A 19,755-nucleotide genomic window follows, 5' to 3' on the forward strand; every position below is an offset into this window, starting at 1 on the left:
GTGCCATCGAATCGTGGGGCAGGAGCCGGTGACGCAATGCGGCGGCTGACCTGGACCACGCCGTGCCAGGGGGCAAGAATGAGCACTGGACTCATAGCGTTACTGGTTGCCGTGGTGGGTGTGGCCGGCACCTTGCTCGCTCCGATCACCACCGCTTGGGTGAGCTCACGGTCGCGCCGCCAGGACTTCGAGCTCCAGCAGCGATCGGAGCGGACCAAGCGGCACCTCGACGACGCCCAGGCCAACCTGGAGCGTCGACGCGACATCTACGTCGCGCTGAACTCCGGTGCCCGACGGTATCGGTTCCACATGATGGAAGACCTCTACGCGATGCGTTCCGAGGCAGACCCGAACCCCGCGACAGAGGTGGTCCGGGCCGAGTTCCAGGACACCTATGCCCAGGCTCAAATGCTCGTCCCCGATAACGTCCTGCAGCCCTGCCAAGCCGTCCGTGTGGCGCTCGCAGAGGCCAAGAAGCTCATGGAGTCGCTGACCGAGGACGGTGCACACGACCAGCAGAAGTGGCAGGAAACCCACACCTTTCTGATCCAGATGTGGGACGCGATCACGGCGATGCAGCTCGCCATGCACCAGGACCTCGGCATCTCGACACCACCCCACCCGTGAACCGGGGCGTTCGCCACTGACGCCTCACCTTGCCGACGCGCGCTTCCCGCCCGACCATGCGCGGGCCGCCGGTAGCCGGAAAGGCTCGGGGAGCGAGCGCGGTGGTACCCATGTTTCCCGTTCTCCCCCTCCTGGGGTTGCGGGGTCTCTAAGATGCAGGAATCGGTCGGACCATCTGATAACCGGAATCCAGTACGAAGGACGGGACAAGGTGACTGTCGAGGCCTACTGGGATAAATCCGACGAAGAGCTCTACTCCCTGCTCGGGGCGGAGCTGCTGGGCGAGGGCTTGGGGCTCTCCCCCGAGGATCAGGAGAACCACCGTCGCTTCGGGAAACAGTGGTTCGGCAACAAGCACAGTGAACTGCAGCGGAAGATCTGCCATCACGAGAAGACGCAAGGCCTGTTGGGGACCACGGGATCGGACAGGCTGATCGACGCGTTCACCATCCACGAGCTCCTCACCGACCTGGATGACGACCCCACCACAGCCGCACTGATCGCCGTCCTGGTTGCGCGGGTAGGTCTCGGCGCCTTCTGCCGCACGTCACCGGCTCCGTCGTGACGCGCAAGACGATGGCGGACCGCAAGTACGAGCTGCTCCGGGCCGACCGCGACGTGCAGCTCGGCGAAATGAGGAAGCGGCTGCGTGAGCTCGGGGACGAGGAGGGCCTCCGACAGCTCGAAGCCGCCACAGCCGCCTGGCAGCGGAGCGAGTGGGCCGACAAGTACGGGGACATGATGACCGCGCCCGAGGAGTTGGTGACAGAGCAGCTGAAAGCCGCCATGGCCGATCTCGGTGCGAGTACGGAGCGCCTCGCCTCCGTCCGCGTCGTGAAGACCCTCAGGGAAGACGTCTCGGCACAGATGACCCCGTTCTCCGACGGTTCAGGGCTGGTCAATGTCGCCGACGCGACCCTCACCCTGTGCTCCCACTACGCCCGGTACATCTCGATCTCCCTGACCCAGCTTGCCTCCGGGTCCTTTCCCGCGAGCGTACGGGCGGCCGGAGCAGGAAACATGGGCGGGGACCCGGCCGTGCTCACCGGCCTGCTGCGCTACTACAGCACGAACCAGCGGGTGTACGCGTTGGCGGCGAAACTGGGCCTGCGGCTGGACATCGAGGCCGAGAAGAACGCCGCGTTCCTCTACCTCCAGGCCAGCCAGTTCATCATCGGGCACGAAATAGCCCACCACGCACTGGGGCATCAGTCCGCCGTGAGCGGCTTCTCACCTGACGAACACATTCCGGTCTGTTCGGACAACCAGGCCAGGGAACTGGAGGCGGATCTGTTCGCTTACCGTGCGGGCAAGCGGCTGATCGAGCAGGAACTCACCGGCCATGCCGAGGCTGCCCACGCTGCGACCTTCTCCCTCCTGGGGGCCTTGATCGCCATGCTGGCCGTGCACCTGACGGAGCGAGCGCTGTTCATCCGCCGAGGCTGCACTCACCCGTCCGCCCGTGTCCGGTCCGCGCTGCTTCTCGACCAGGTCGGCGAGCGGGAGCAGCAGTTCGCCAGAATCTTCCTCAGCACGCCGTTGGCTGCGACGGAAGCGGCCTCGACCATCTCCGAAGAAGCCCAGCTCTTCTCCTGGGAGTTGGCCGGAACAGCGCCGGTCTACACGTCGTTGCCTCATACGGACGTGCTCAACGTTGCCCAGCTCGACGCGTTGCAGTGCCGCTCGGAGTCCTGGCTTCTGGCTCTGCTGGAGAGCGAGAGCCGGCACTCCGGCGCCTGGCTTGGCGAGGCGGCACGCCTTGCCGTCGGCGGAAACCCTGCGGAGGCGCTGCGCCTCTGGGGCGTACGCAAGAGCGGCATCGCCCCGCTCTGCGACCTGGGGAGGCCGCTCCTGTTCTTCACGCTTCTGGACAGCCTGAGGGAGGGCTTCAAGGCACGAGGGGTGGAGAGCATGCGCACGAATGGGTATGCCCTGGCTGCGGCGACATTGGCTGCCCGACACCTGACCTGATTGAGGTCCCTGGTGACGAAGAGGACGTCCGTGCCGCGCGCTGCCACCTCCGCGGAGAGCTGTCTCCACACGATGCAGCCGCCCGCCGCAGCCTGATCGGGCTTTCCTTCCTCCAAGTCGCGAAAGCCTGGCGGCTGCCTGTGCTGTGACCGCTCCTTGGCTTCCGAGCGCCATCGCGTGAGCCGGCCATCCGTCGGCCGGGCCCCGGCCTTCCCCTGGAGCAGCACCTCCAGCTTCCCGATCACCGGGTCCGCCGACGTGTCCGGTGCACCCGGCACCTGGTCGTCCGTGGCCTGCCGTTCGAGCACCCCCGCCACACCTGGCCCATCACGCCACGCCCCCGTACGGAGTCGAGCCGGTACCGGTCGCGCAGCACTACTCCCGGAGCAAATGCACCCCTATTCCCAAGCCTCCACATTTCCTGCACGCCGACATCACGGGTCAGACCTGTGAACAAAGTCAATGATCGTAGTAGCCTGCCATCACTGAGGCCGCTGGGACGCCGACCCCGCCCGGCCCGCCTAGGACCCGGAGAGCCTCGAATGCGTACTACCGACGCCGTACCGGTCAGTCTGGCCGAGATCGCCCGGATCGCGGGTGTGGGACGTGCGGCGGTCAGCAACTGGCGCCGGCGCCACGACTCGTTCCCTTCCCGCATCGGCGGGACGGACGTGAGCCCTCAGTTCTCGCTGGCCGAAGTCGAGCAATGGCTGCGCAGCAACGGCAAACTGCACGACGTCGCCGGCCGCGAATTCCTGTGGCCCCGGTTCGAAGCGCTCGGCAGCAGGGACGAATCAGGGCTCGCCGTGGCCGAGGCTGCCCGCCGGATGCGCTCCCCGCGAGCCCGTTCCCACTCCTCGGACCTCTCCGAGGAGGCACGGGACCTGGCAGGCGAGGCCGCCCGGCTGGGGCGGAGCGAGGGACCGCGCGAGACGTTCGAGTTCCTGTTGCAGCGGTGGCTGGACACCCACGTCCGCCAGCTCAGCTCCACGCCCGCTCAACTGGCGTCGCTGATGGCCCGTATCGCGCTCGACGCCCGGCTCGGCGAGGGCACCGGCGGCCTCACGGTCTTCGATCCGGCGTGCGGCACAGGGCATCTGCCGGTGGCGGCCGCACAGGAGTACACCGGCCCGGGCTTGGCGCTGCTGGGAAGCGAACGCGATCCGGCGCTTGCCGCACTCGCCACGGCTCGCCTCGGATTCGCCACAGAGACCCGGACCGAGGTGCGTACGGAGATCGTCACAGCCGATGCCCTGCGCGCCGATCCGTTTGCGGGTCTGCGGGCCGACATCGCCCTGTGCAACCCACCGTTCAACGAGCGCGACTGGGGTTACGAGGAGCTGGCCACGGACCAGCGCTGGACCCACGGACTGCCGCCCCGTACCGAACCCGAGCTGGCCTGGGTCCAACACCTGCTGGCTCACCTCCGGCCCGGCGGCACCGCCGTGGTCGTCCTTCCCCCGGCCGTCGCCTCACGCAAGGCTGGCCGCCGCATCCGCGGGTCCCTGCTGCGCACGGGAACCCTGCGGGCGGTCGTCGCCCTGCCGCCGGGCTGCGCCCAGCCGCACAGCGTCTCGCTCCAGCTGTGGGTTCTGCGAGCTGCCCCCGACGGTCCTGCCTCAGCAGTCTCGGGCGCCCAGGATGCCCTCCTGGTCGACGCGACCAGACTCGCGAAGCCCGGTGCGCGTGAGCAGGGCCCCGACTGGGCCCCATTGACGGAGTTCGTGCTGTCCGCCGTATCTCAGCTCGACGCGCCGGAAGGGGAGCTCCCGGACGGTGCCGTAAGGATTCCCCTCCTCGATCTGCTGGACGACGAGGTGGATGTGACCCCGGGGCGCTACGCCCCTGCGGGCAATGACCCATCGGGCGTGGAACTCGCCGCGTCGTGGGAGGAGTTGACCGGCTCTCTCGGCCGGCTGACCGAACTGGTACAGAACCTGTCCAGGCTCGGCCTCTCCTCCGGGGAGTCCCGCACGACGGCCACGGTCGGCGACCTCGTCAAAGCCGGCGCCCTCACCCTGCGCGCCGGGCAGCAACCGGGGAATACCGCGACACCGCTGCCCCGTGACACAGGTTTGCCGCTTCTCACCGTCGCCGACCTGCTGATGGATGGGACCCCGCGCACCGAGGTCGCTCCCGGAGCCTCCGTGACCGTGGCCGAGGAGGGCGATGTCGTGGTCGCCGGGGTAGTTCGCGCCTTCCGGGCCTGGGTGCACGAAGGGCCACCGATCGCTCTGGGCCCCCAGCTCCACGTCCTGCGCGTGGACCCCGAAAAGCTGAGCACCCATTTCCTGGCAGGGTGCCTGCGCGCCCCGTCCAACGGCCGCCAGGCCGGCACGCACGCCTCCAGCTCGTCCCGCGTCGACATCAGACGCCTGCAGGTACTGCAACTACCTCTGCAGGAGCAGGCCGCATACGCGGAGGCGTTCCTCCACCTCACGTCCTTCACACGGCTGCTGACACGTGCAGACGCCTTGGGCGAGCAGCTCGCGGGCGACATCGGTGACCGGCTCGCAGCGGGCGGACTGACGCCCGGGAGGTGATGCGGGCAGGCCCGAGCCCGGCCGGCGCGACCGGATGATCGCCCGACCCGCCCGAAACCCGGACACGGCAACGGGCCCGCTCGCCTCACACGAAGTGAGCGAGCGGGCCCGCAACTGACGAACCGAAGGTCAGCCGATCTCGGCTCCGAAGGCGGACAGCGCCTCCGGGACCGGCTGGAAGAAGGTCTCGCCGCCCGAGGAGCAGTCGCCGCTGCCGCCCGAGGTCAGGCCGATGGCGGTGTCGCCCGAGAAGAGCGAGCCGCCGCTGTCGCCCGGCTCGGCGCAGACCGTCGTCCGGATGAGCCCGTTGACGATGTCGCCGTTGCCGTAGTTGACCGTGGCGTCCAGTGCGGTGACCTCACCGTCGTGCACCTGGGTGGTGGAGCCGCTGCGGGTCACCGACATGCCGACGGTGGCCTCGCCCGCCTTGGTGATCGGCTGGGTGGAGCCGTTGTAGAGGTTCACCTCGCTGGGGTGCGGCACGTCCGCGGTGTACTTGACCAGGCCGTAGTCGTTGTCCGGGAAGCTGGAGCCCTCGTTGGCACCGATCTCGGCGCCGCCCTGCGAGTCGGACCAGCTGGTGATCCCCTCGGTGCAGTGTCCGGCGGTCAGGAAGTACGGCTCGCCGTCCTTGACCACGTTGAAGCCGAGCGAGCAGCGTCCGCTGCCACCGAAGATGGCGTCGCCGCCCGCGATGAGGGGCTTGAACTCCCCTGCGGACTTGTTGAGTTCCGCCTTGTCGCCGAGGCCCTCGACCACGGCGCTGAGCTTGTCCCACGCCGCGCCCTCGACGGTACGGTCGGCGGTGACGACCACCTTGTTGCTGACGGGGTCGACCGCCCAGGAGGTGCCGGGGATGGTGGCCTCGGCGGTGAGGGTCTGCCGGGCCGACGTCAGCTCGGTGAGCGAGTTCTGTACGACTCTGGCCTTGCCGCCCGCCTGGCGCACCTGCTCCGCGGCGGCGTCGTCGAGGACGTTCACGACCAGGTTCTTCGCCTTGGCGTCGTAGTACGCGCCGGCCGTGTCGCCGCCCAGGGTCCTGTCCAGGGTCGTGGCGAGATTTCCGGCCGCGTTCGCCGTCAGTGTCCGTGCCGTGAACTGGGGCACGTCATCACTGGCGTTCGCAGTCTGGAAGGTGACTCCTGCTGCAACCAGGGCGACGACGGCCGATCCCGCAATGGCCGCGCGCTTCCTGGATATGCGTCGGTGCTTCAACTTCGACCTCCTGTGGGGCCGTGGTACGGACCAGTGGGGGGTCCGGAACACGGAGGATGGGGCGCCCACTATTCCGATGCGGGCGATAGCACACAAGGTCGACTTCAGGACGCACACACGACAACGACGCCTCACTCCTGACCCGTTCACAACCGGGAGGTCGGACCACGTCGGTTCCATGTGCGAACACCGCGTGCAATCGATTGTCGGCAGCGGGTGAGGACTAGTCCTGTCCTGTTTTCGCTCTCGTGAGTCCGGATGCTGGGGTCGCCCGTCCGGATGCGGTGCGAGCCGGAACCGGGCAAACACGGGTTCCTTCCGACAAGGAGTCCCGGTGGTGCCCTTGATGGGTCATCATCGAACTGGCAGCACACACCGGGCACTTGATGTCCGGACCGGGCGGGGTGACCGAGCGGAGGCGGCGGGGTGCGCAGTCGGGTGCGCGTGGCGGACGGGCGGCATCTGATGGTCGAGCGTCAGGGGGATCCGCGCGGCAGACCGGTCTTCCTCCTGCACGGAATGCCGGGCAGCCGGCTCGGCCCCGCTCCCCGCGGGATGATCCTCTACCAGCGCAAGATGCAGCTGATCGCCTACGACCGACCGGGGTACGGCGGTTCCGACCGGCTGGCGGGACGCCGGGTGGTGGATGTCGTCGAGGACGTACGGGCGATCGCCGACTCGCTCGGCCTGGAGCGCTTCGCCGTGGTCGGCCGGTCCGGCGGCGCGCCGCACGCCCTGGCGTGCGCGGCGATGATGCCCGAGCGGGTCACCCGTACCGCCGCACTGGTCGGTCTGGCTCCCTGGGATGCCGAGGGGCTCGACTGGTTCGAGGGGATGGCCGCGTCGAACGTCCTCGCCTACTCCGCGGCCGCCGCCGATCCCGACGGGCTCGCGGAGTCCTTCATCAGCCGCTCGGCGGAGATCCGGCAGGACCCGGTCCGGCTCCTGGACGACCTGCGTCGGGAGCTGACCGACTCCGACCGGATCGTGGTCAACGACGCCGGGATCCGTACGATGCTGCTCGCCAACTACCGCGAAGGGCTGCGCACATCGGCGTACGGCTGGATCGACGACGCGATCGCGTTCTGCCGGCCGTGGGGTTTCGACCCGGCCGACATCAAGGGACCCGTGATGCTGTGGCACGGCGAGAAGGACGTGTTCTCACCCGTCGGCCACTCCCGCTGGCTCGCGGAACAGATCCCGGGCGTCACCGCCGTGATGGAACCCGCGGCGGCACACTTCGACGCGCTGTCCGTGCTCCCCGAGGTGCTCAACTGGCTGCTGGACGACCGGGAGGCACCGGTCTGCTGACCCGCGGCCCGGGGTGCGGTGTCCGTATGGACACCGCACCCCGGGCCCGCGGCAGGCACGGTCACACCGACATCGGTTCCAGTTCGCGCAGGAACCTGGTCTCGTCCCGCGCTATCCGGGTCAGCGGGTGATCGTCGCCGAGCTGGCGTGCCAGCTCGTCGCCCGTCTCCGCCCGCAGCCCCAGTGCCTCGTCCTTGCGCCCCATCGCATCGAGGGTGACCGCGAGGTTGGAGGTCATGGCCAGGGTCTCCGGGTGGTGCGCCCCGAGGACCTCCCTGAGCTGACCGGAGACCTTGCGCTCCGTCTCCAGCACGAGCTCGAGATCGCCGCGCTCGGCCGTCGCGTTGGCCAGGTTCATGACGCAGAACAGGGTGTTCGGGTGTTGGCGGCCGAACACGTCGCGCATCGAGGCGACCACCCGCGTCAGCAACGTTTCCGACTCCTCCGACGCACCGGACCCCAAGAGGTACACACCGAGGTTGTTCTGTGCGGCCAAGGTGTACGGGTGCTGCTCCCCCGGCACCTTCATGTACTGGTCGACGACCTCCTGGGCGGTGTTCCTGGCCTCGGCCGCCTCGCCTGCCGCGAACAGGTCCGCCGCCAGGTTCAGGTCGCAGGCCAGCGATTCGGGGTTGGCCGAGGTGTACTTGCCCCGGTACCTGGCGCGGGTGGCCACCGTCAGCCTGCGGGCGTCCTCCAGCTGCCCGGCCCTGCGCAGCGAGACCGCGAGGCTCTTCGCGACGCTCAGAGTGGTCGGATAGGTCCGGCCGAGCGTGGACTTGAAGCTGTCGTAGGTGCGGCTGAGCAGACTGACGGAGTCCTCGTACCGTCCGACCTCGCGCAGGTCGCGTGCCAGGTTCATGGCGGAGGACAGGCTGTGCGGGTGCTCCTGTCCCAGCACCTCGGAACGCAGGTCGTAGCAGTCCTGGTCGATCTCCCTGGCCCGGGCGTACTGCCCGATGCTCCGCAGGTTCAGTGCCAGGTTGTTGGCCGCCGCCAGCGTCCTGGGATGCCGTTCGTGGAAGATCTGCCCGAAGCCCTCGTGGGCCTTGGTCGCCAGTTCGATCGCCTTGCCGTAGTCACCGAGCAGTCCCAGGTCGATGGCCAGACTGCTGGTGGTCATGTACGTGTGCGGGTGCTCCGGCCCCAGCACCTCCCGCTGCTGCTGGAGGGTGAACTCGTCGAGCTCCTTCGCCTCCACGTACCGGCCGCGGGTGCGCAGGATGTTGGAGATGTGGAAGCAGAGGTACAGGTACTGCAGATCCTGTTCCCCCAGCATCTCCAGCCAGGTCTCGCGCAGTTCGTCGCCGAGCGTGGCCGCGGTCCTGACGTCTCCGCGCTTCCACAGGTAGCGCACCCGGTCGATCAGCAGCCTGCGGGTCTCCGGCTCCTTGCAGTTGCGCGCGTCGGACGGGCCGAGGTGCGGCCAGATCGAGGCGAAGCGGGACCAGGTCTCCGGGTTGTCGATCGGCTCGTCGCTGTCGGGCCGGGCCCCGGCCAGGATCCGGTGCACGACATGCCGGGCCTCGCGCTGCTCCTCCTCGCTGAGCTGGGCCTTGATGACGGCCTGTACGAGGCGGTGGACCTGGATCGAGTTGGAGACCTGGTCGACCTTGGCGAGGGCGAACCGGCCGATCTCCCGGATGACCCGGCCCAGGACCAGCTTCTCCTGGAGCGAGGAGTCGTACGGCTTCAGCGCCTCGATCATCTCCTTGCTGTAGAGGAGGTCCGCGGAGATCGGCTCCGGGGCGAAGAAGGCACAGAGCTGGAGCAGCCGCACCGCCGCGGGCGAACGCTCCTTGAGACGTTCGATGGAGATGTTCCAGGTGGCCGCGACGGGCTCCGGGTAGCCCGCGGGCTGGTTGAGGGCCAGTACCTGGGGGGCCTGGCGGGCCAGCTGCTCCAGGTAGGTCCCGATGGGGGTGGCGGTCTCCGCGATCCAGGCCGCGGCCTGTTCGACGGCCAGCGGCAGGTCACCGACGGCGGTGGCCACCTGGGCGGCGTCCTCCACGCTCAGCCCCGGGGCGCGGCGCTGGAGGTGTTCGATCGACTCCTCCCGCAGGAAGACGTCGACGGGCAGCGCGTCACCGTGCTGGGACCACGCCTGGTTCCTCGAGGTGACCAGGATGTGGCCGGAGCCGCCCTGCGGGAAGTAGCGCCTGAGCCGCTCGGGGTCGTCCGCGTTGTCGAAGACCAGCAGCCAGCGGTCCGAGGGCACACCCCGCCGCAGCAGGTCCACGGCCTCCAGCGAGGCCGTGGCCATGTCGTCGCCGCCCTGGGCACCGAGCCGGACGGCGAGTTCGGCGAGGCTGGCCACCACGTCGTCGGACTGTTCGGACGATATCCACCACACCAGGTCGTAGTCCGCCATGAAGCGGTGCACGTACTCCAGTGCCACCTGCGTCTTGCCGACGCCGCCGAGCCCGTACAGCGTCTGCGGCTGCGGCAGCACGACGGCCATGCCGCCGCCGAGCTGGTCCCGCATCCGCTCCAGGACCAGTGAGCGGCCGGTGAAGCCGGGGTTGCGGGGCGGTGCGTTCCAGATCCTCGGCACGGTACCGGGGAAGCGGGGTCCGGGCGACACTCCGTCGCCGAGCTGGACCGGCCTGTCCAGGGCGCGCATCAGGGCGGTGGTGGCGTGGACCTCGTCCAGCCGGAACAGGTCGACCGGGTTGCGGTCGATGTACGGCGCCGAGAGGCGCACATCGGTGACCCTGAGCGGCAGCAGCTGACGCCGCCCGCCGCCGGGATCCTCGGAGACCGCCCGGGTCCACAGGTCGACGGCCCGCTGGGACTTGAGGTAGGCGCTGGAGAGCAGCACGACGGTACGGGCCGCGGCCTCGGGCGCGCTGTGCGGGGCGTCCACGGTGGCGGGGTCGGCGGAGACGTCACGCGGGACCACCCGGAATCCGGCCCGGGTGAGGACCGATTCGATCCAGTCGGCCCACATCCGGTTCTCCGCCACGTAACTGAGGAAGAGATCGGCCGGCATGGCGGGGCGGCGCCGGGTGAAGGCGTCGCGGATGCGCAGCCGTACCTCCTCGCCCACCGGCGGCATCGAGGTGATCTCCTGGGCGGTGACGACCGCGGTCAGCCGTTCGAAGGCGGACAGGAGCGAGTTGCTGAGGCCGGCCTCGTCGCCGAAGGTGGCGAGGGTCTCCTCGTACGCGTAGTAGGGGCGGTAGGGAATCTCCACCGCACCCCAGTAGGCGGTGAGTTCGTCGCCGGAGAGGTCCCGGGGCAGCCGGTCGAACTTCAGCCGGGCCAGGGCCCTGCCCGCGTCGGCCTTCTCCTTCTCGCCCTCGTCGATGCGCATCGGGACGGGGAAGATGGAGATAGGGCGGCCGGTGTAGCGCTCGGCGATCTGCCGGGCGACGGAGGCCGCGCCGTCGATGGACTGGTCGCTGAGGGTGAAGCAGTCGACGAGCACGTCCGGGAGGTGGACGGTGCAGATGTCGGCGATGTCGCTGAGGCCGGTACGGCTGTCGATGAGGACGTAGTCGTAGTTGGCCTTCATGTCGTCGCGCAGGGCGTCGAAGAAGTGCCCGCCGCCCAGCCGGTCGTAGAAGTTGTCCCAGTCGAAGGTGGAGACGGTCGCGGAGTACTCGCGGTTCTGGCGTCCGGCGGAGACGAAGTCGAGCGTGCCGCCCTGCGGGAACTCCCAGCCGAGCGCCTCGGGGTTGAGCGAGACGGCGTGCGGCTGGATGCGGGCGTAGTCGCGGTGCCAGTCGTCCGCGCGCTGGGCGGGGTTGGTCGCGGCCCAGGCGTACTCGGTGATCAGGTCGATCACACCGGTGGTGGCACCGAGCGTCGACGGGTCGAGGAAGGGGTGGAAGAACCGGTGGAGCCCGGGGGCTTCCAGGTCCCAGTCGACGGCCAGCACCCGCTTGCCGTTGGCGGCGAGGATCCAGGCGGTGTTGGCCAGGGCCATGGTGCGCCCCGTGCCGCCCTTGTACGAGTAGAAAGTGACGATGCGCCCGTCACGACCGGCTGTCATACGTCCTCCGCATCCGTCGCAGGGTCGTGCATGTCGGGTATGAACTGCGTGTTACCCATGGGCCCCATCAGTCGCGTCCGTTCGGTGTGCCGTCCGCCGGTCGCGGGCGGATAGACCGTGGCATGCCTCAGATACTGCTGAGCGGCCACCTCGACCACCTGGGGAAGGATCTGTCCGAACGCCTCCATGGTGGGTACCCCTTTGGCCGCCACCCGGCAGAAGGCCCGCCCCTGCCGCATCTTGGCGGGCATCGTCTGCTCGAGCTTCTCGGTGAGTTCGGCTTCGGCGGCTCTGCTCTGGTGGTCGTCGCGGCACCACGGCACGACCATGGTCACCCAGGGCCGGTTCTCCGCGTCGAAGGCCGCGAGCCGGCGCCGCCGGTCCTCGTCCTGCAGGGCCCAGCGGTCGACCAGGAGTATCTCCGGGGTGCTGGGCGGCTGTTTTCCCTCCAGCTGCCCGGACTCCTCGTCGAACGAGGTGATGACTGCCTGGTAGTTGAGGGAACGGACCAGTTCCTCGGCGACGTAGGCCAGCGGTTTCGCGGCGGCCGGATGGTACGGGTTCCAGTCGTGCGGGTTGTCCCCGTAGTAGTCGGGGTTGCGTCCCGCCGGCAGGTCGTGGCGTGTGGGAGCGGCGATGGTGATCTGCATCGGCCGGGGTGCTCCGACTCCGCTGCTCGGTGATCCGAAGGCGCTGGGAGCGAGGCGGTAGTCGACCGGCCTTCCGGTGTCGATCTGGACCGTGTCGGCGACGCTGACGATGCGTTTGGCCAGTTCGTAGACGGCCCGCTCGTATTCCTGGGCGAAGAGCCTGAGTTTGATCAGCCCGTAGAGCCCGTCGCTGACGTAACGGTCCCCGAAATCGCGGTGGTTGAACTGTAACCGCTCGGCTGATCCGGGCAGTTGGTTGGGCGGCACCGGAACCCAGAGCGCCGGAACGATCGCTTCGGCGGGCTGGTTCGAGCGGGCGCGGTGGTGGATGGCACGCTGTTCGAAGGCGTACCACTCCTTGCCGCACATCTCGCTGGCGAAGTAGCGCGGCGAGAACAGCGGTACGAAGACACGGCAGGTGGCGAGCACCCCGCCCAGGCGCTCCGACCAGCCCTCACCGGAACGTATCTCCCGGTCCATGAACCCCGCGGGCGCGCCCGCGGGCAGATCGGTCATGGCCATCACATGACCACAAAGATCTTGGAAAAGCCGTTCGACCCACATATCGGGGTCTGTTCCACCGCCGTACCCCGGTGTGTGCGCGTAACTCAGAAAGAAGTACGGCCGATGGTCCGCCGCTCGCTGCTGCGTCGATGCGTGCACACGACCCCCGTCCTGTGTGAGCACCCGCATCCCAGGACTGTGGAGAGGGTGCGAGCGAATTCATCATTCCGGAGCGGACCTTGCTCCACCCCCATGGCGTTCGGTCAATCAACGCCGCTTTTCAGTCATCCATACCCAGGTTCATCCGGTGCCTTCGTGATTCACAGAAATCCTGTGGCTATTCGGCCCACTTGTCCCGTGTTTCCTTCATCTCCTCCGTGAGCACTCCGACGAGTCGCCTTCCCGCGACCGTGGGCTCGGCCGCTGTCCCGATCATGTCGAGTGCCTGTTCCACACCCTCCATGTAACGGGGATCAAGAGCGGCGATTGCCACCCGTTCATAGGTGTCGGCCAGCAGCCGTGAAAACGGAACCAATTCCTCCGTCCATGGCAGGCGATGTTCCCAGGCACCGTCCGACGCATAAAGCTCTGTGATGTCGAGAATGGCCCGCAACGTGGTCCGCCGGAACCCGCTCATCAGTCCCAGCGCCAGTTCCGTCGCGTCCCCCGCCACGGGGAGGCCGATCGCGCCGTGGCCGTGGCGCCGCTCCTCGCTCCGCCCCGTGGTGAGCGGGGTCAGCGTCGTCGGACCGCCCCCAGCAGCCGCGACCGCGGCGGGCGCCGACGCCTCCAGCAGCTCCCATGCCTCCGCGAGGCCGGCGCCCCACGCCTCGGCCTCGGCCTGTTCGAGCCGGGGTGCGGCCGGAGCGCCGAAGCAGTCCCGGTACGGGTCGAGGTCGTCGAGTACGAAGCGGGGCATGCGGTCCTGGCCGAGGAGGCGTACCGGGAGCCAGTCGGGTTCGTCACCCTGCCTGTCCGTCACGATCCGCCACTCGGCCCAGCCGCTGTCCGGCCGCACCACGAACCCGCCGTCCGTGGCGCAGACCCGGACCGTGCCGGCCTGCCCGGCCCCACCGGTCCGCAGCTCGCCGAGCGTGGGCAGATAGAGCCTGCCGTCCCGGTACGGAACCTCCGCCGCCAGGGGGAGACCCGCCCGTACGGCGGCTGCCGCCGCATAGGCCGGGAACCTCAGGGCGTCGTCGACCGCTCCGGGCCGTCCTGCGTGCAGGCCCTCGAGCGTGTCCAGCAGCCAGGTCCGCGTGTACGGATGCGCCAGTACCCGGTCGAGCGCCGAGGCGCCCTCCTCGGACGACTCGAGCACCGCTGCCAGCTCCCAGGCCTCGTCCCAGCGCTCCCCACCCCGGCCGTCCAGCTCGGAATGGAGCCCGGCAAGCAGGGTGCGGGTCAGGTCCTGCTGCTCGGCGGCCAGTTCCTGCGGGTCGGTCACCGCCGGGGGGACCGTGAGGTGAGCGGTACGCGCCTCGATGCCACGCACCAGCGCTTCCAGGTCATGGCAGTACACGGACGGGTTGTCGAAGTCGGTGGCCGAGCTGTAGCGGTGCGTATAAAGGCCTCCACCGCACGAACGTACGACGGGGCACCGGCGGCACGTCTCGCTGACACCCGCCAGCCCGAGCTGCCTCGCCCGCACGCCGGGGTGGGCGGCGACGTCGTCGAAGGAGTGTGAGAAGACATCGAATCCGGTGGCCGCCGCACCCTCGTACGCACTCTTGAGCGAATCCACCTGCTCCAGCTGGCCATCGGTCTCGACGACCACCAGATCGGTGGGTGCGAGGCCCAGGGACTCGGTGAGGCTGGGGCCGCCGCTCAGGGTGGAGAGCACCGAGGAGAAGAGGCGCACCGGCAGCCGGTGTTCCGGATCCTGCTCCTGCCGGCGGTCGAAGACCGCGAGGAGCCAGTCGGCGTAGGCGGTGGGCGAGCCGTCCGGCCGCAGCGGGGGATCGTCCCAGGTGGCATGCGGCAGAAGGAAGTCGACACGAGGCGGTTCGAGCTCCGCGAGCGCGTCGAACACGGCGACCGGGTCGTTCCGGATGTCGATGGTGCACAGGAGCCCGAGGTCCAGGTGGCGGTAGCGCTCCTGACGGAGCAGATCCACGGCTCTGAGAACCTGCGGATGGCTGGTACGCCCGTTGGCGAAGCGGCGGTGCCGGTCGTTCGCCGTGCGATCGCCGTCGAGCGAGATGCCGACCCTGACGTGGAACTCGTCGAAGAGGTCGAGGTAGCGGGGGCTGAGCTGGACACCGTTGGTGTGGATCCTGAGGTCCAGCTCAGCGACACCGTTCATCGCCGATGTGAGCTCCTCGCAGACACGACGCAGTTGCGCGGGTCCGGCCAGGAGCGGCTCTCCTCCATGCAGGATCACTGACATCGAATCGAGCGCATGCGCCGAGGCATGCTCGGCCAGTCGTCGAGCTGTCCATGAAATGGCTTCGTCAGAGATCGTTCTCGGGCGGGTACGCCAGCTCTGATCTGCGTGTTCATAGATATAGCAATGGTCACACGCGAGATCGCACCTGCTGTGCACCTTGAGTACGATCTCGCGAAAAGGGACCAGGGGTCCTGTCATTCTCCCAGTCTAGCCACGCCAGGACCCCTCTCGGAGCTCGGAGCGGAAGCTTGGCTCAGAGCGCAGAGCTGAAGCTCGACGTCTGGACAGGACGACCCACGGGCGTGCCGAATACCCGGCCGAGCTTCCTGGATGCCTCGATGCTCCGTGCATCGATCTCGGCAAGCGCCACACGACTCTTCTTCGCGTGGTCGGAAGCGGAGGAGGGGGAGGTTTCGTAGGTCTTCACGGCCGTCCTTGAGGGTCCTTGGAGGGGGTGTTTTCGGACAACGACTCGGACGTCGGAGTCCGCATATTCAGCACGACTTTACTCCCAACCGGCCTCTCTCACACGCCGCCCTGACGTGAAACCTTGCGGCAATGGAGCATTTCGGAGAAGGAAATGCCGGCCGGGGTTCGCCCACCTGGGTGATGAATGAATCCGCAGGCCAAAGCACCTGCGGCGGGGACCGCTCCGGCGGACGCCGCGGAGGCCACCGCTCCGCGGATCCCGCTCGGACCGGGAACACTCCCGGCGTCGGCTTCGGGACACTCCCAGGACAACAGGTGTTCACTTCCGGCCCGTTCACCCGTCCGGTGGTCCGGGGTGACCGATCCTGCGCGTGAACGGTCTGCCCGGCCTCTCGCGGCGGGGACGAAAGTCAGTCGAGCGGGGCGTGGACAACCCCTCGCGCACTCTTCATGCAGTCGCCGATGCGCTCATGGCTGTCGCCCACCACGTCGGTCACACGGACGCGTACGTACAGCGCGTCGACCTTCTCGACGAACCTCTTCGAGAAGGCACCCACCAGCACCGTCTCGTAGCTTCCGGTCCCCACCAGGGGGAAGCCCCTGCCGAACTCGACGAGCTGGAAGTCCTCGGCCACGACCAGTCCGGCCGCGGTCAGTTCGGCCACGGCCCCGGAGACGTCGACCCACGAGGCGGCACCGGACTCGGTATCCCCCGCCAGCACCACCCGGCAGTCGAAGGCCTCGATCGCCGCGATGTGCTGACCGCCGTTGAGTACGCCCACCCGCCACGCCTGCGCGTCCGCCTTGAGGAGACCCTTGGCCCAGGCTCCCCGCCAGCCCAGATAGGGCCGGACGGTGCGGGCGTACTGGGCCCTGGCCAGTACGGCGCCGACCGCGACGGCCAGCAGGCTCCCCAGCGCCTCCATCTCGAGCAGCTGGAGACGCCACGGCCATTGGGTGCGCGCATCGGCCGTCACATTGGCACGGACCGCCTCCCAGAACAGGACGACGACCAGCAGCCCCAGCAGCACCAGCGGCGCGGTGAAGAGCAGGGGGCTCCTGCGGACCCTGCGCTGCGCCTCGGACGGCGGAACCATAGGGCCAGGGCCTGCGTTGTTCACACTGTCTCCCCCCGTGGCAGGCGAGACCCTGTTTCCATTGCTGCGGGTCAACTCACCTGTATACATACTCAGTTGTCAGACCCTCTCATGGGGCGACGGATCGCACGAGAGCGCCCTTCGGGCACGGTCCGGCCGGGAGGCACCATTGCAGTCTGCGGGGAGGCGACCCTACTCTCATGGCCCCGGCAGGCCTCGGCCCACGCGTCCTCCTGAGCCCCGGGCAGCACACACGGTCTGACCGGCCGTATGACCGACGGAGCATGCCCACAACTGCACACGGGGGTGAACATGACCGCGATTCCCGGGCCACTTCAGTCCATGGTCTTCCGGAGCGAGGACCTTCCGGCGCTCTTCCACCACACGGACGCCATCGCCATCGCACGCCAGCGGGAGGCGGTCAACACCACCCGCGGGCAGCTGATCCTGCTCGTCCTCGGCACCGTTCCCGGCGCTCTGCCCTGGCACGTCGAGGTCGGCGACTCGTTCCAACTCCTCGACTCCGTGGCCGTACTGGCGTATCTAGGCGTCCTGGTCACCACGTATGTCGCCTCACGGCGCAAGGCCAAGTCGCACTGGCAGCTCAACCGGTCGGCAGCGGAGTACATCAAGTCCAACTGCTGGCGCTACGCGGTCCACGGCTCGCCGTTCGACACCGGCACGCACCATCCGGAGGCCGTGTTCGCCAACCGGCTGGAGGACGGCCTCCAGGAGCTGAGGAAGGTGGGGTGGGACGACCCCCGGGAGGAGATGACGGACGCGGGCGGCGGACTCATCACCGAGTCCATGCGCGAGTTACGGGACAAGGCGTTCACGGTGCGCAAGGAGACGTACATCCGGGACCGGCTGATCGAGCAGCGGCGCTGGTACCGCAGGCGCCGGCAGGTCTCCCGGCGCGGTGCGTTCGTCTGGTCGAGCACGATCGCCGCACTGACACTGCCCGCCCTGGTCCTCGCCCTGCTGCAGGCGTTCGGCACCGCAGGGTCCTTCGCGCTGACGGGATCGCTGTCCGCCGCCGCTGCCGCCTGTCTCGCCTGGAACGAGATGCGCCGCCACCACCCGCTGGTCTCCGCGCACTCCCTGGTGGAGGACGATCTGGAGAACATGCAGGCGGCGATGGAGACCACTCTGACGGAGCGGCAGTGGGCGGCCGCCGTGTTCGAGACCGAGCGGATCGTCTCCCCCGAGCACACGGACTGGCTGGTCCGTCACCGGATGTGAGCGCGCGTCGTCAGGCCCGCTCCACGCCGGCGCGCCAGATGACCGTGACCGGCCGGCCGAGGCTCCGGGCGTACGTCACGATGTCGCCGGTACCGCCCAGGCCGCGTGCGGGCCGGCCGTCCCACACCGCGAGCAGCCGGTCGCAGTGGTCGGCGATGTAGGCGCCCGCCGCGTAGTAGGCCTCGTCGGTGGAGTGTGGGTAGTCCAGCCGGACCTCGCGGGCCGCCCGGGCCTTGAGCATCCGGTAGCGCGCGAGGTCGGCCTCGTCGGCGAAGCCCGCCTCGTAGTCCCCGCTGGGGATCACCACGGTCAGCTCCGCCCCGCAGGCCAGTGCGAGGTCGGCGAAGAGCTGGTCGGCTCCGACCGCCAGGCTGGAGAGGGCTTCCGTGGAGCCTTCGAGGCCGCACAGTGCCGCCCGCATCCCTTCCAGGACGTGCGCGTAGGCCTCCTGGGGGATGGATCGGTGACCGGTCACTCCGATGCGTTTCACGGACCTGGAACCCCCTGGGAGTCTGTGGGGGCCCGGAGGGCATCCCTCCGGACAGGTGCAGCGTCCGCCCCCGTGGTGCCTCTGCGACCGACCGTCCTGACATCCTCTCAAAAGCCGCGGACCGAAGGGGAGCCCCCGCCGGGAATCGACGGGGGCTCACGGGGGTACGGCCGCGCCCGGCCTTGTCAGAACACGCTGACGCCGTAGGCGCTCAGCGCTTCGGTGACCGGCTGGAAGAAGGTCGTTCCGCCGGAGCTGCAGTTGCCGCTGCCGCCCGAGGTGAGACCGATCGCCCGGGTCCCCGAGTAGAGCGGGCCGCCGGAGTCGCCGGGCTCGGCGCACACGTTGGTGCGGATCATGCCGTAGACGATGTCCCCGCCGCCGTAGTTGACCGTGGCGTTGAGGCCGGTGACGGAGCCGCTGTGGGTGCCGGTGGTGGAGCCGCGGCGGGTGACGGACATGCCGACCGTGGCGTTGGCGGCACTGGTGATGTCCTGGCTGCCCACGGTGCCCGACTTGGTGACCGAGGTGTTGGTGTACCGCACGATGCCGTAGTCGTTGGTCGGGAAGCTGGAGCCCGAGGTGGTGCCGAGGACGGTGGTGCGCCCCGAGTTGGACCACCAGGTTCCGGCGCCGTCGGTGCAGTGCCCGGCCGTCAGGAAGTAGTAGGTACTGCCACTGCGGACGTTGAAGCCGAGGGAGCAGCGCCAGCTGGAGGCGTAGATGGCGTCGCCGCCGGAGATCAGCTTGCTGAACGTTCCGGGAGTGCGTTCGATGTCCAGGGCGCCCGCGTTGGCTCCGGCGGACTTCTTGATCCGGTTGATCTCCGCCTGCGAGACGGTGCTGTCCACCGTGACGACGAGGCGCTTGGTCGCGGGGTCGATGTTCCAGGCGGTACCGGCGACGTCGGCGCCGAGTACGGCGTCCTGGGCGGCGGTGAGCTGGTCGGCGCCGAACGTCCCGGTCGAGTTGGCGTCGGCCGCGGGGACGGCGAGTGCAGCGACGGCGACGAGGCCTGCGGAGACGGCGATGATCCTGCTGCGTCTCGCTGTGCCGCTGCGGGGGGTGGTGCGCTTGATCCTCACTTTTCGTTCCTCCCGAGGGGAATCGGGGGCCCGCCTGTGGGGTGGCCGGACCCGTGAGGCGCAGTCAGCGGGCGCGTCCGCATCCCGAAGGCGTTCGAATTCCGGATGCCATGTGCCCCTGACAAGCGCTGCTCGGGAGTATCGGGTGCGTCAACTCGCCGCGCAAGGGCGCCTTTCGGCCGCGGCGGACGCGCAGCGGGGACGG

At 69.0% G+C, this 19,755-nt stretch carries 14 protein-coding genes and 1 pseudogene; 6 read left to right on the forward strand and 9 right to left on the reverse strand.

Annotated elements, in window-relative coordinates; all coding sequences use genetic code 11:
• The first annotated feature begins 78 nt into the window (after positions 1 to 78).
• The 3 genes from OG844_RS07630 (at position 79) to OG844_RS07640 (ending at position 2,598) form a co-directional block, all read left to right on the forward strand.
• Entirely contained in the window at positions 79 to 627 is a 549-nt protein-coding gene (locus OG844_RS07630; protein ID WP_406389030.1) for a hypothetical protein, read from the forward strand.
• A gap of 211 nt (positions 628 to 838) precedes the next feature.
• Positions 839 to 1,192, forward strand: coding sequence for a hypothetical protein (locus tag OG844_RS07635; protein ID WP_329212645.1), 354 nt, complete (start codon positions 839 to 841; stop codon positions 1,190 to 1,192).
• On the forward strand, positions 1,189 to 2,598 hold the full coding sequence (locus OG844_RS07640; RefSeq protein ID WP_406389031.1) for a hypothetical protein: 1,410 nt from the start codon (positions 1,189 to 1,191) through the stop codon (positions 2,596 to 2,598). The genes OG844_RS07635 and OG844_RS07640 overlap by 4 nt, the downstream gene beginning before the upstream one ends.
• 11 nt (positions 2,599 to 2,609) lie before the next feature.
• Here OG844_RS07640 and OG844_RS07645 read toward each other — a convergent pair.
• Positions 2,610 to 2,915: pseudogene (locus OG844_RS07645) on the reverse strand (PIN-like domain-containing protein); the annotation flags it as partial.
• A 225-nt stretch (positions 2,916 to 3,140) separates the two neighbouring features.
• Between OG844_RS07645 and OG844_RS07650 the strand changes: the two are divergent.
• Positions 3,141 to 5,141: an N-6 DNA methylase gene (locus OG844_RS07650; protein WP_406389033.1), complete on the forward strand. Its 2,001-nt coding sequence runs from the start codon at positions 3,141 to 3,143 to the stop codon at positions 5,139 to 5,141.
• Positions 5,142 to 5,270: 129 nt separating this feature from the next.
• Here the strand turns inward: OG844_RS07650 and OG844_RS07655 are convergent, their stop codons facing one another.
• Positions 5,271 to 6,356, reverse strand: a complete 1,086-nt coding sequence (locus OG844_RS07655) for a S1 family peptidase (RefSeq protein WP_406389035.1) — start codon at positions 6,354 to 6,356, stop codon at positions 5,271 to 5,273.
• Positions 6,357 to 6,782: 426 nt separating this feature from the next.
• Between OG844_RS07655 and OG844_RS07660 the strand changes: the two genes are divergently transcribed.
• A complete protein-coding gene (locus tag OG844_RS07660) occupies positions 6,783 to 7,667 on the forward strand; it encodes an alpha/beta fold hydrolase (RefSeq protein ID WP_406389037.1) in 885 nt (294 codons plus the stop codon).
• A 61-nt stretch (positions 7,668 to 7,728) separates the two neighbouring features.
• Here the strand turns inward: OG844_RS07660 and fxsT are convergent, their stop codons facing one another.
• The 5 genes from fxsT to OG844_RS07685 form a co-directional block, all read right to left on the reverse strand.
• On the reverse strand, positions 7,729 to 11,664 hold the full coding sequence (gene fxsT / locus OG844_RS07665; RefSeq protein WP_406389039.1) for an FxSxx-COOH system tetratricopeptide repeat protein: 3,936 nt from the start codon (positions 11,662 to 11,664) through the stop codon (positions 7,729 to 7,731).
• Positions 11,661 to 13,007, reverse strand: a complete 1,347-nt coding sequence (fsxC, locus tag OG844_RS07670) for an FxsC protein (RefSeq protein WP_406389041.1) — start codon at positions 13,005 to 13,007, stop codon at positions 11,661 to 11,663. Before fsxC ends, fxsT begins: the two co-directional genes overlap by 4 nt.
• A 148-nt stretch (positions 13,008 to 13,155) precedes the next feature.
• The gene (fxsBH, locus tag OG844_RS07675; RefSeq protein WP_406389043.1) at positions 13,156 to 15,405 is read right to left on the reverse strand and encodes a radical SAM/SPASM protein FxsBH, inactivated beta-hydroxylase extension form; all 2,250 of its coding nucleotides are present in this window, start codon (positions 15,403 to 15,405) and stop codon (positions 13,156 to 13,158) included.
• Positions 15,406 to 15,460: 55 nt separating this feature from the next.
• On the reverse strand, positions 15,461 to 15,634 hold the full coding sequence (locus OG844_RS07680; RefSeq protein ID WP_351171290.1) for an FXSXX-COOH protein: 174 nt from the start codon (positions 15,632 to 15,634) through the stop codon (positions 15,461 to 15,463).
• Between the two features lie 412 nt (positions 15,635 to 16,046).
• Positions 16,047 to 16,733 (reverse strand): hypothetical protein, encoded by a 687-nt coding sequence (locus OG844_RS07685; RefSeq protein WP_406389045.1) that lies wholly within the window; start codon positions 16,731 to 16,733, stop codon positions 16,047 to 16,049.
• A 312-nt stretch (positions 16,734 to 17,045) separates the two neighbouring features.
• Here OG844_RS07685 and OG844_RS07690 point away from each other — a divergent pair, with 312 nt between their 5' ends.
• Positions 17,046 to 17,975 carry a DUF4231 domain-containing protein gene (locus OG844_RS07690; protein WP_406389047.1) on the forward strand — a complete coding sequence of 310 codons (930 nt, stop codon included), beginning with the start codon at positions 17,046 to 17,048 and terminating at the stop codon, positions 17,973 to 17,975.
• 10 nt (positions 17,976 to 17,985) lie between these two features.
• On the opposite strand, the gene OG844_RS07695 is transcribed toward OG844_RS07690, so the two are convergent.
• Positions 17,986 to 18,465 (reverse strand): hypothetical protein, encoded by a 480-nt coding sequence (locus OG844_RS07695; protein WP_406389049.1) that lies wholly within the window; start codon positions 18,463 to 18,465, stop codon positions 17,986 to 17,988.
• Between the two features lie 185 nt (positions 18,466 to 18,650).
• Positions 18,651 to 19,550, reverse strand: a complete 900-nt coding sequence (locus OG844_RS07700) for a S1 family peptidase (protein WP_406389051.1) — start codon at positions 19,548 to 19,550, stop codon at positions 18,651 to 18,653.
• Positions 19,551 to 19,755 lie beyond the last annotated feature (205 nt).

The sequence above is a fragment of the Streptomyces sp. NBC_00887 genome, from assembly GCF_045207585.1.

Excerpts from the sequence above, each read along its gene's own strand:
- OG844_RS07685 (WP_406389045.1), bottom strand. The coding sequence starts at position 16,733 with ATGGTTCCGCCGTCCGAGGCGCAGCGCAGGGTCCGCAGGAGCCCCCTG.
- fsxC (WP_406389041.1), bottom strand. The coding sequence starts at position 13,007 with ATGCGGGTGCTCACACAGGACGGGGGTCGTGTGCACGCATCGACGCAG.
- fxsT (WP_406389039.1), bottom strand. The coding sequence starts at position 11,664 with ATGACAGCCGGTCGTGACGGGCGCATCGTCACTTTCTACTCGTACAAG.
- OG844_RS07630 (WP_406389030.1), top strand. The coding sequence starts at position 79 with ATGAGCACTGGACTCATAGCGTTACTGGTTGCCGTGGTGGGTGTGGCC.
- fxsBH (WP_406389043.1), bottom strand. The coding sequence starts at position 15,405 with ATGACAGGACCCCTGGTCCCTTTTCGCGAGATCGTACTCAAGGTGCAC.
- OG844_RS07690 (WP_406389047.1), top strand. The coding sequence starts at position 17,046 with ATGACCGCGATTCCCGGGCCACTTCAGTCCATGGTCTTCCGGAGCGAG.
- OG844_RS07650 (WP_406389033.1), top strand. The coding sequence starts at position 3,141 with ATGCGTACTACCGACGCCGTACCGGTCAGTCTGGCCGAGATCGCCCGG.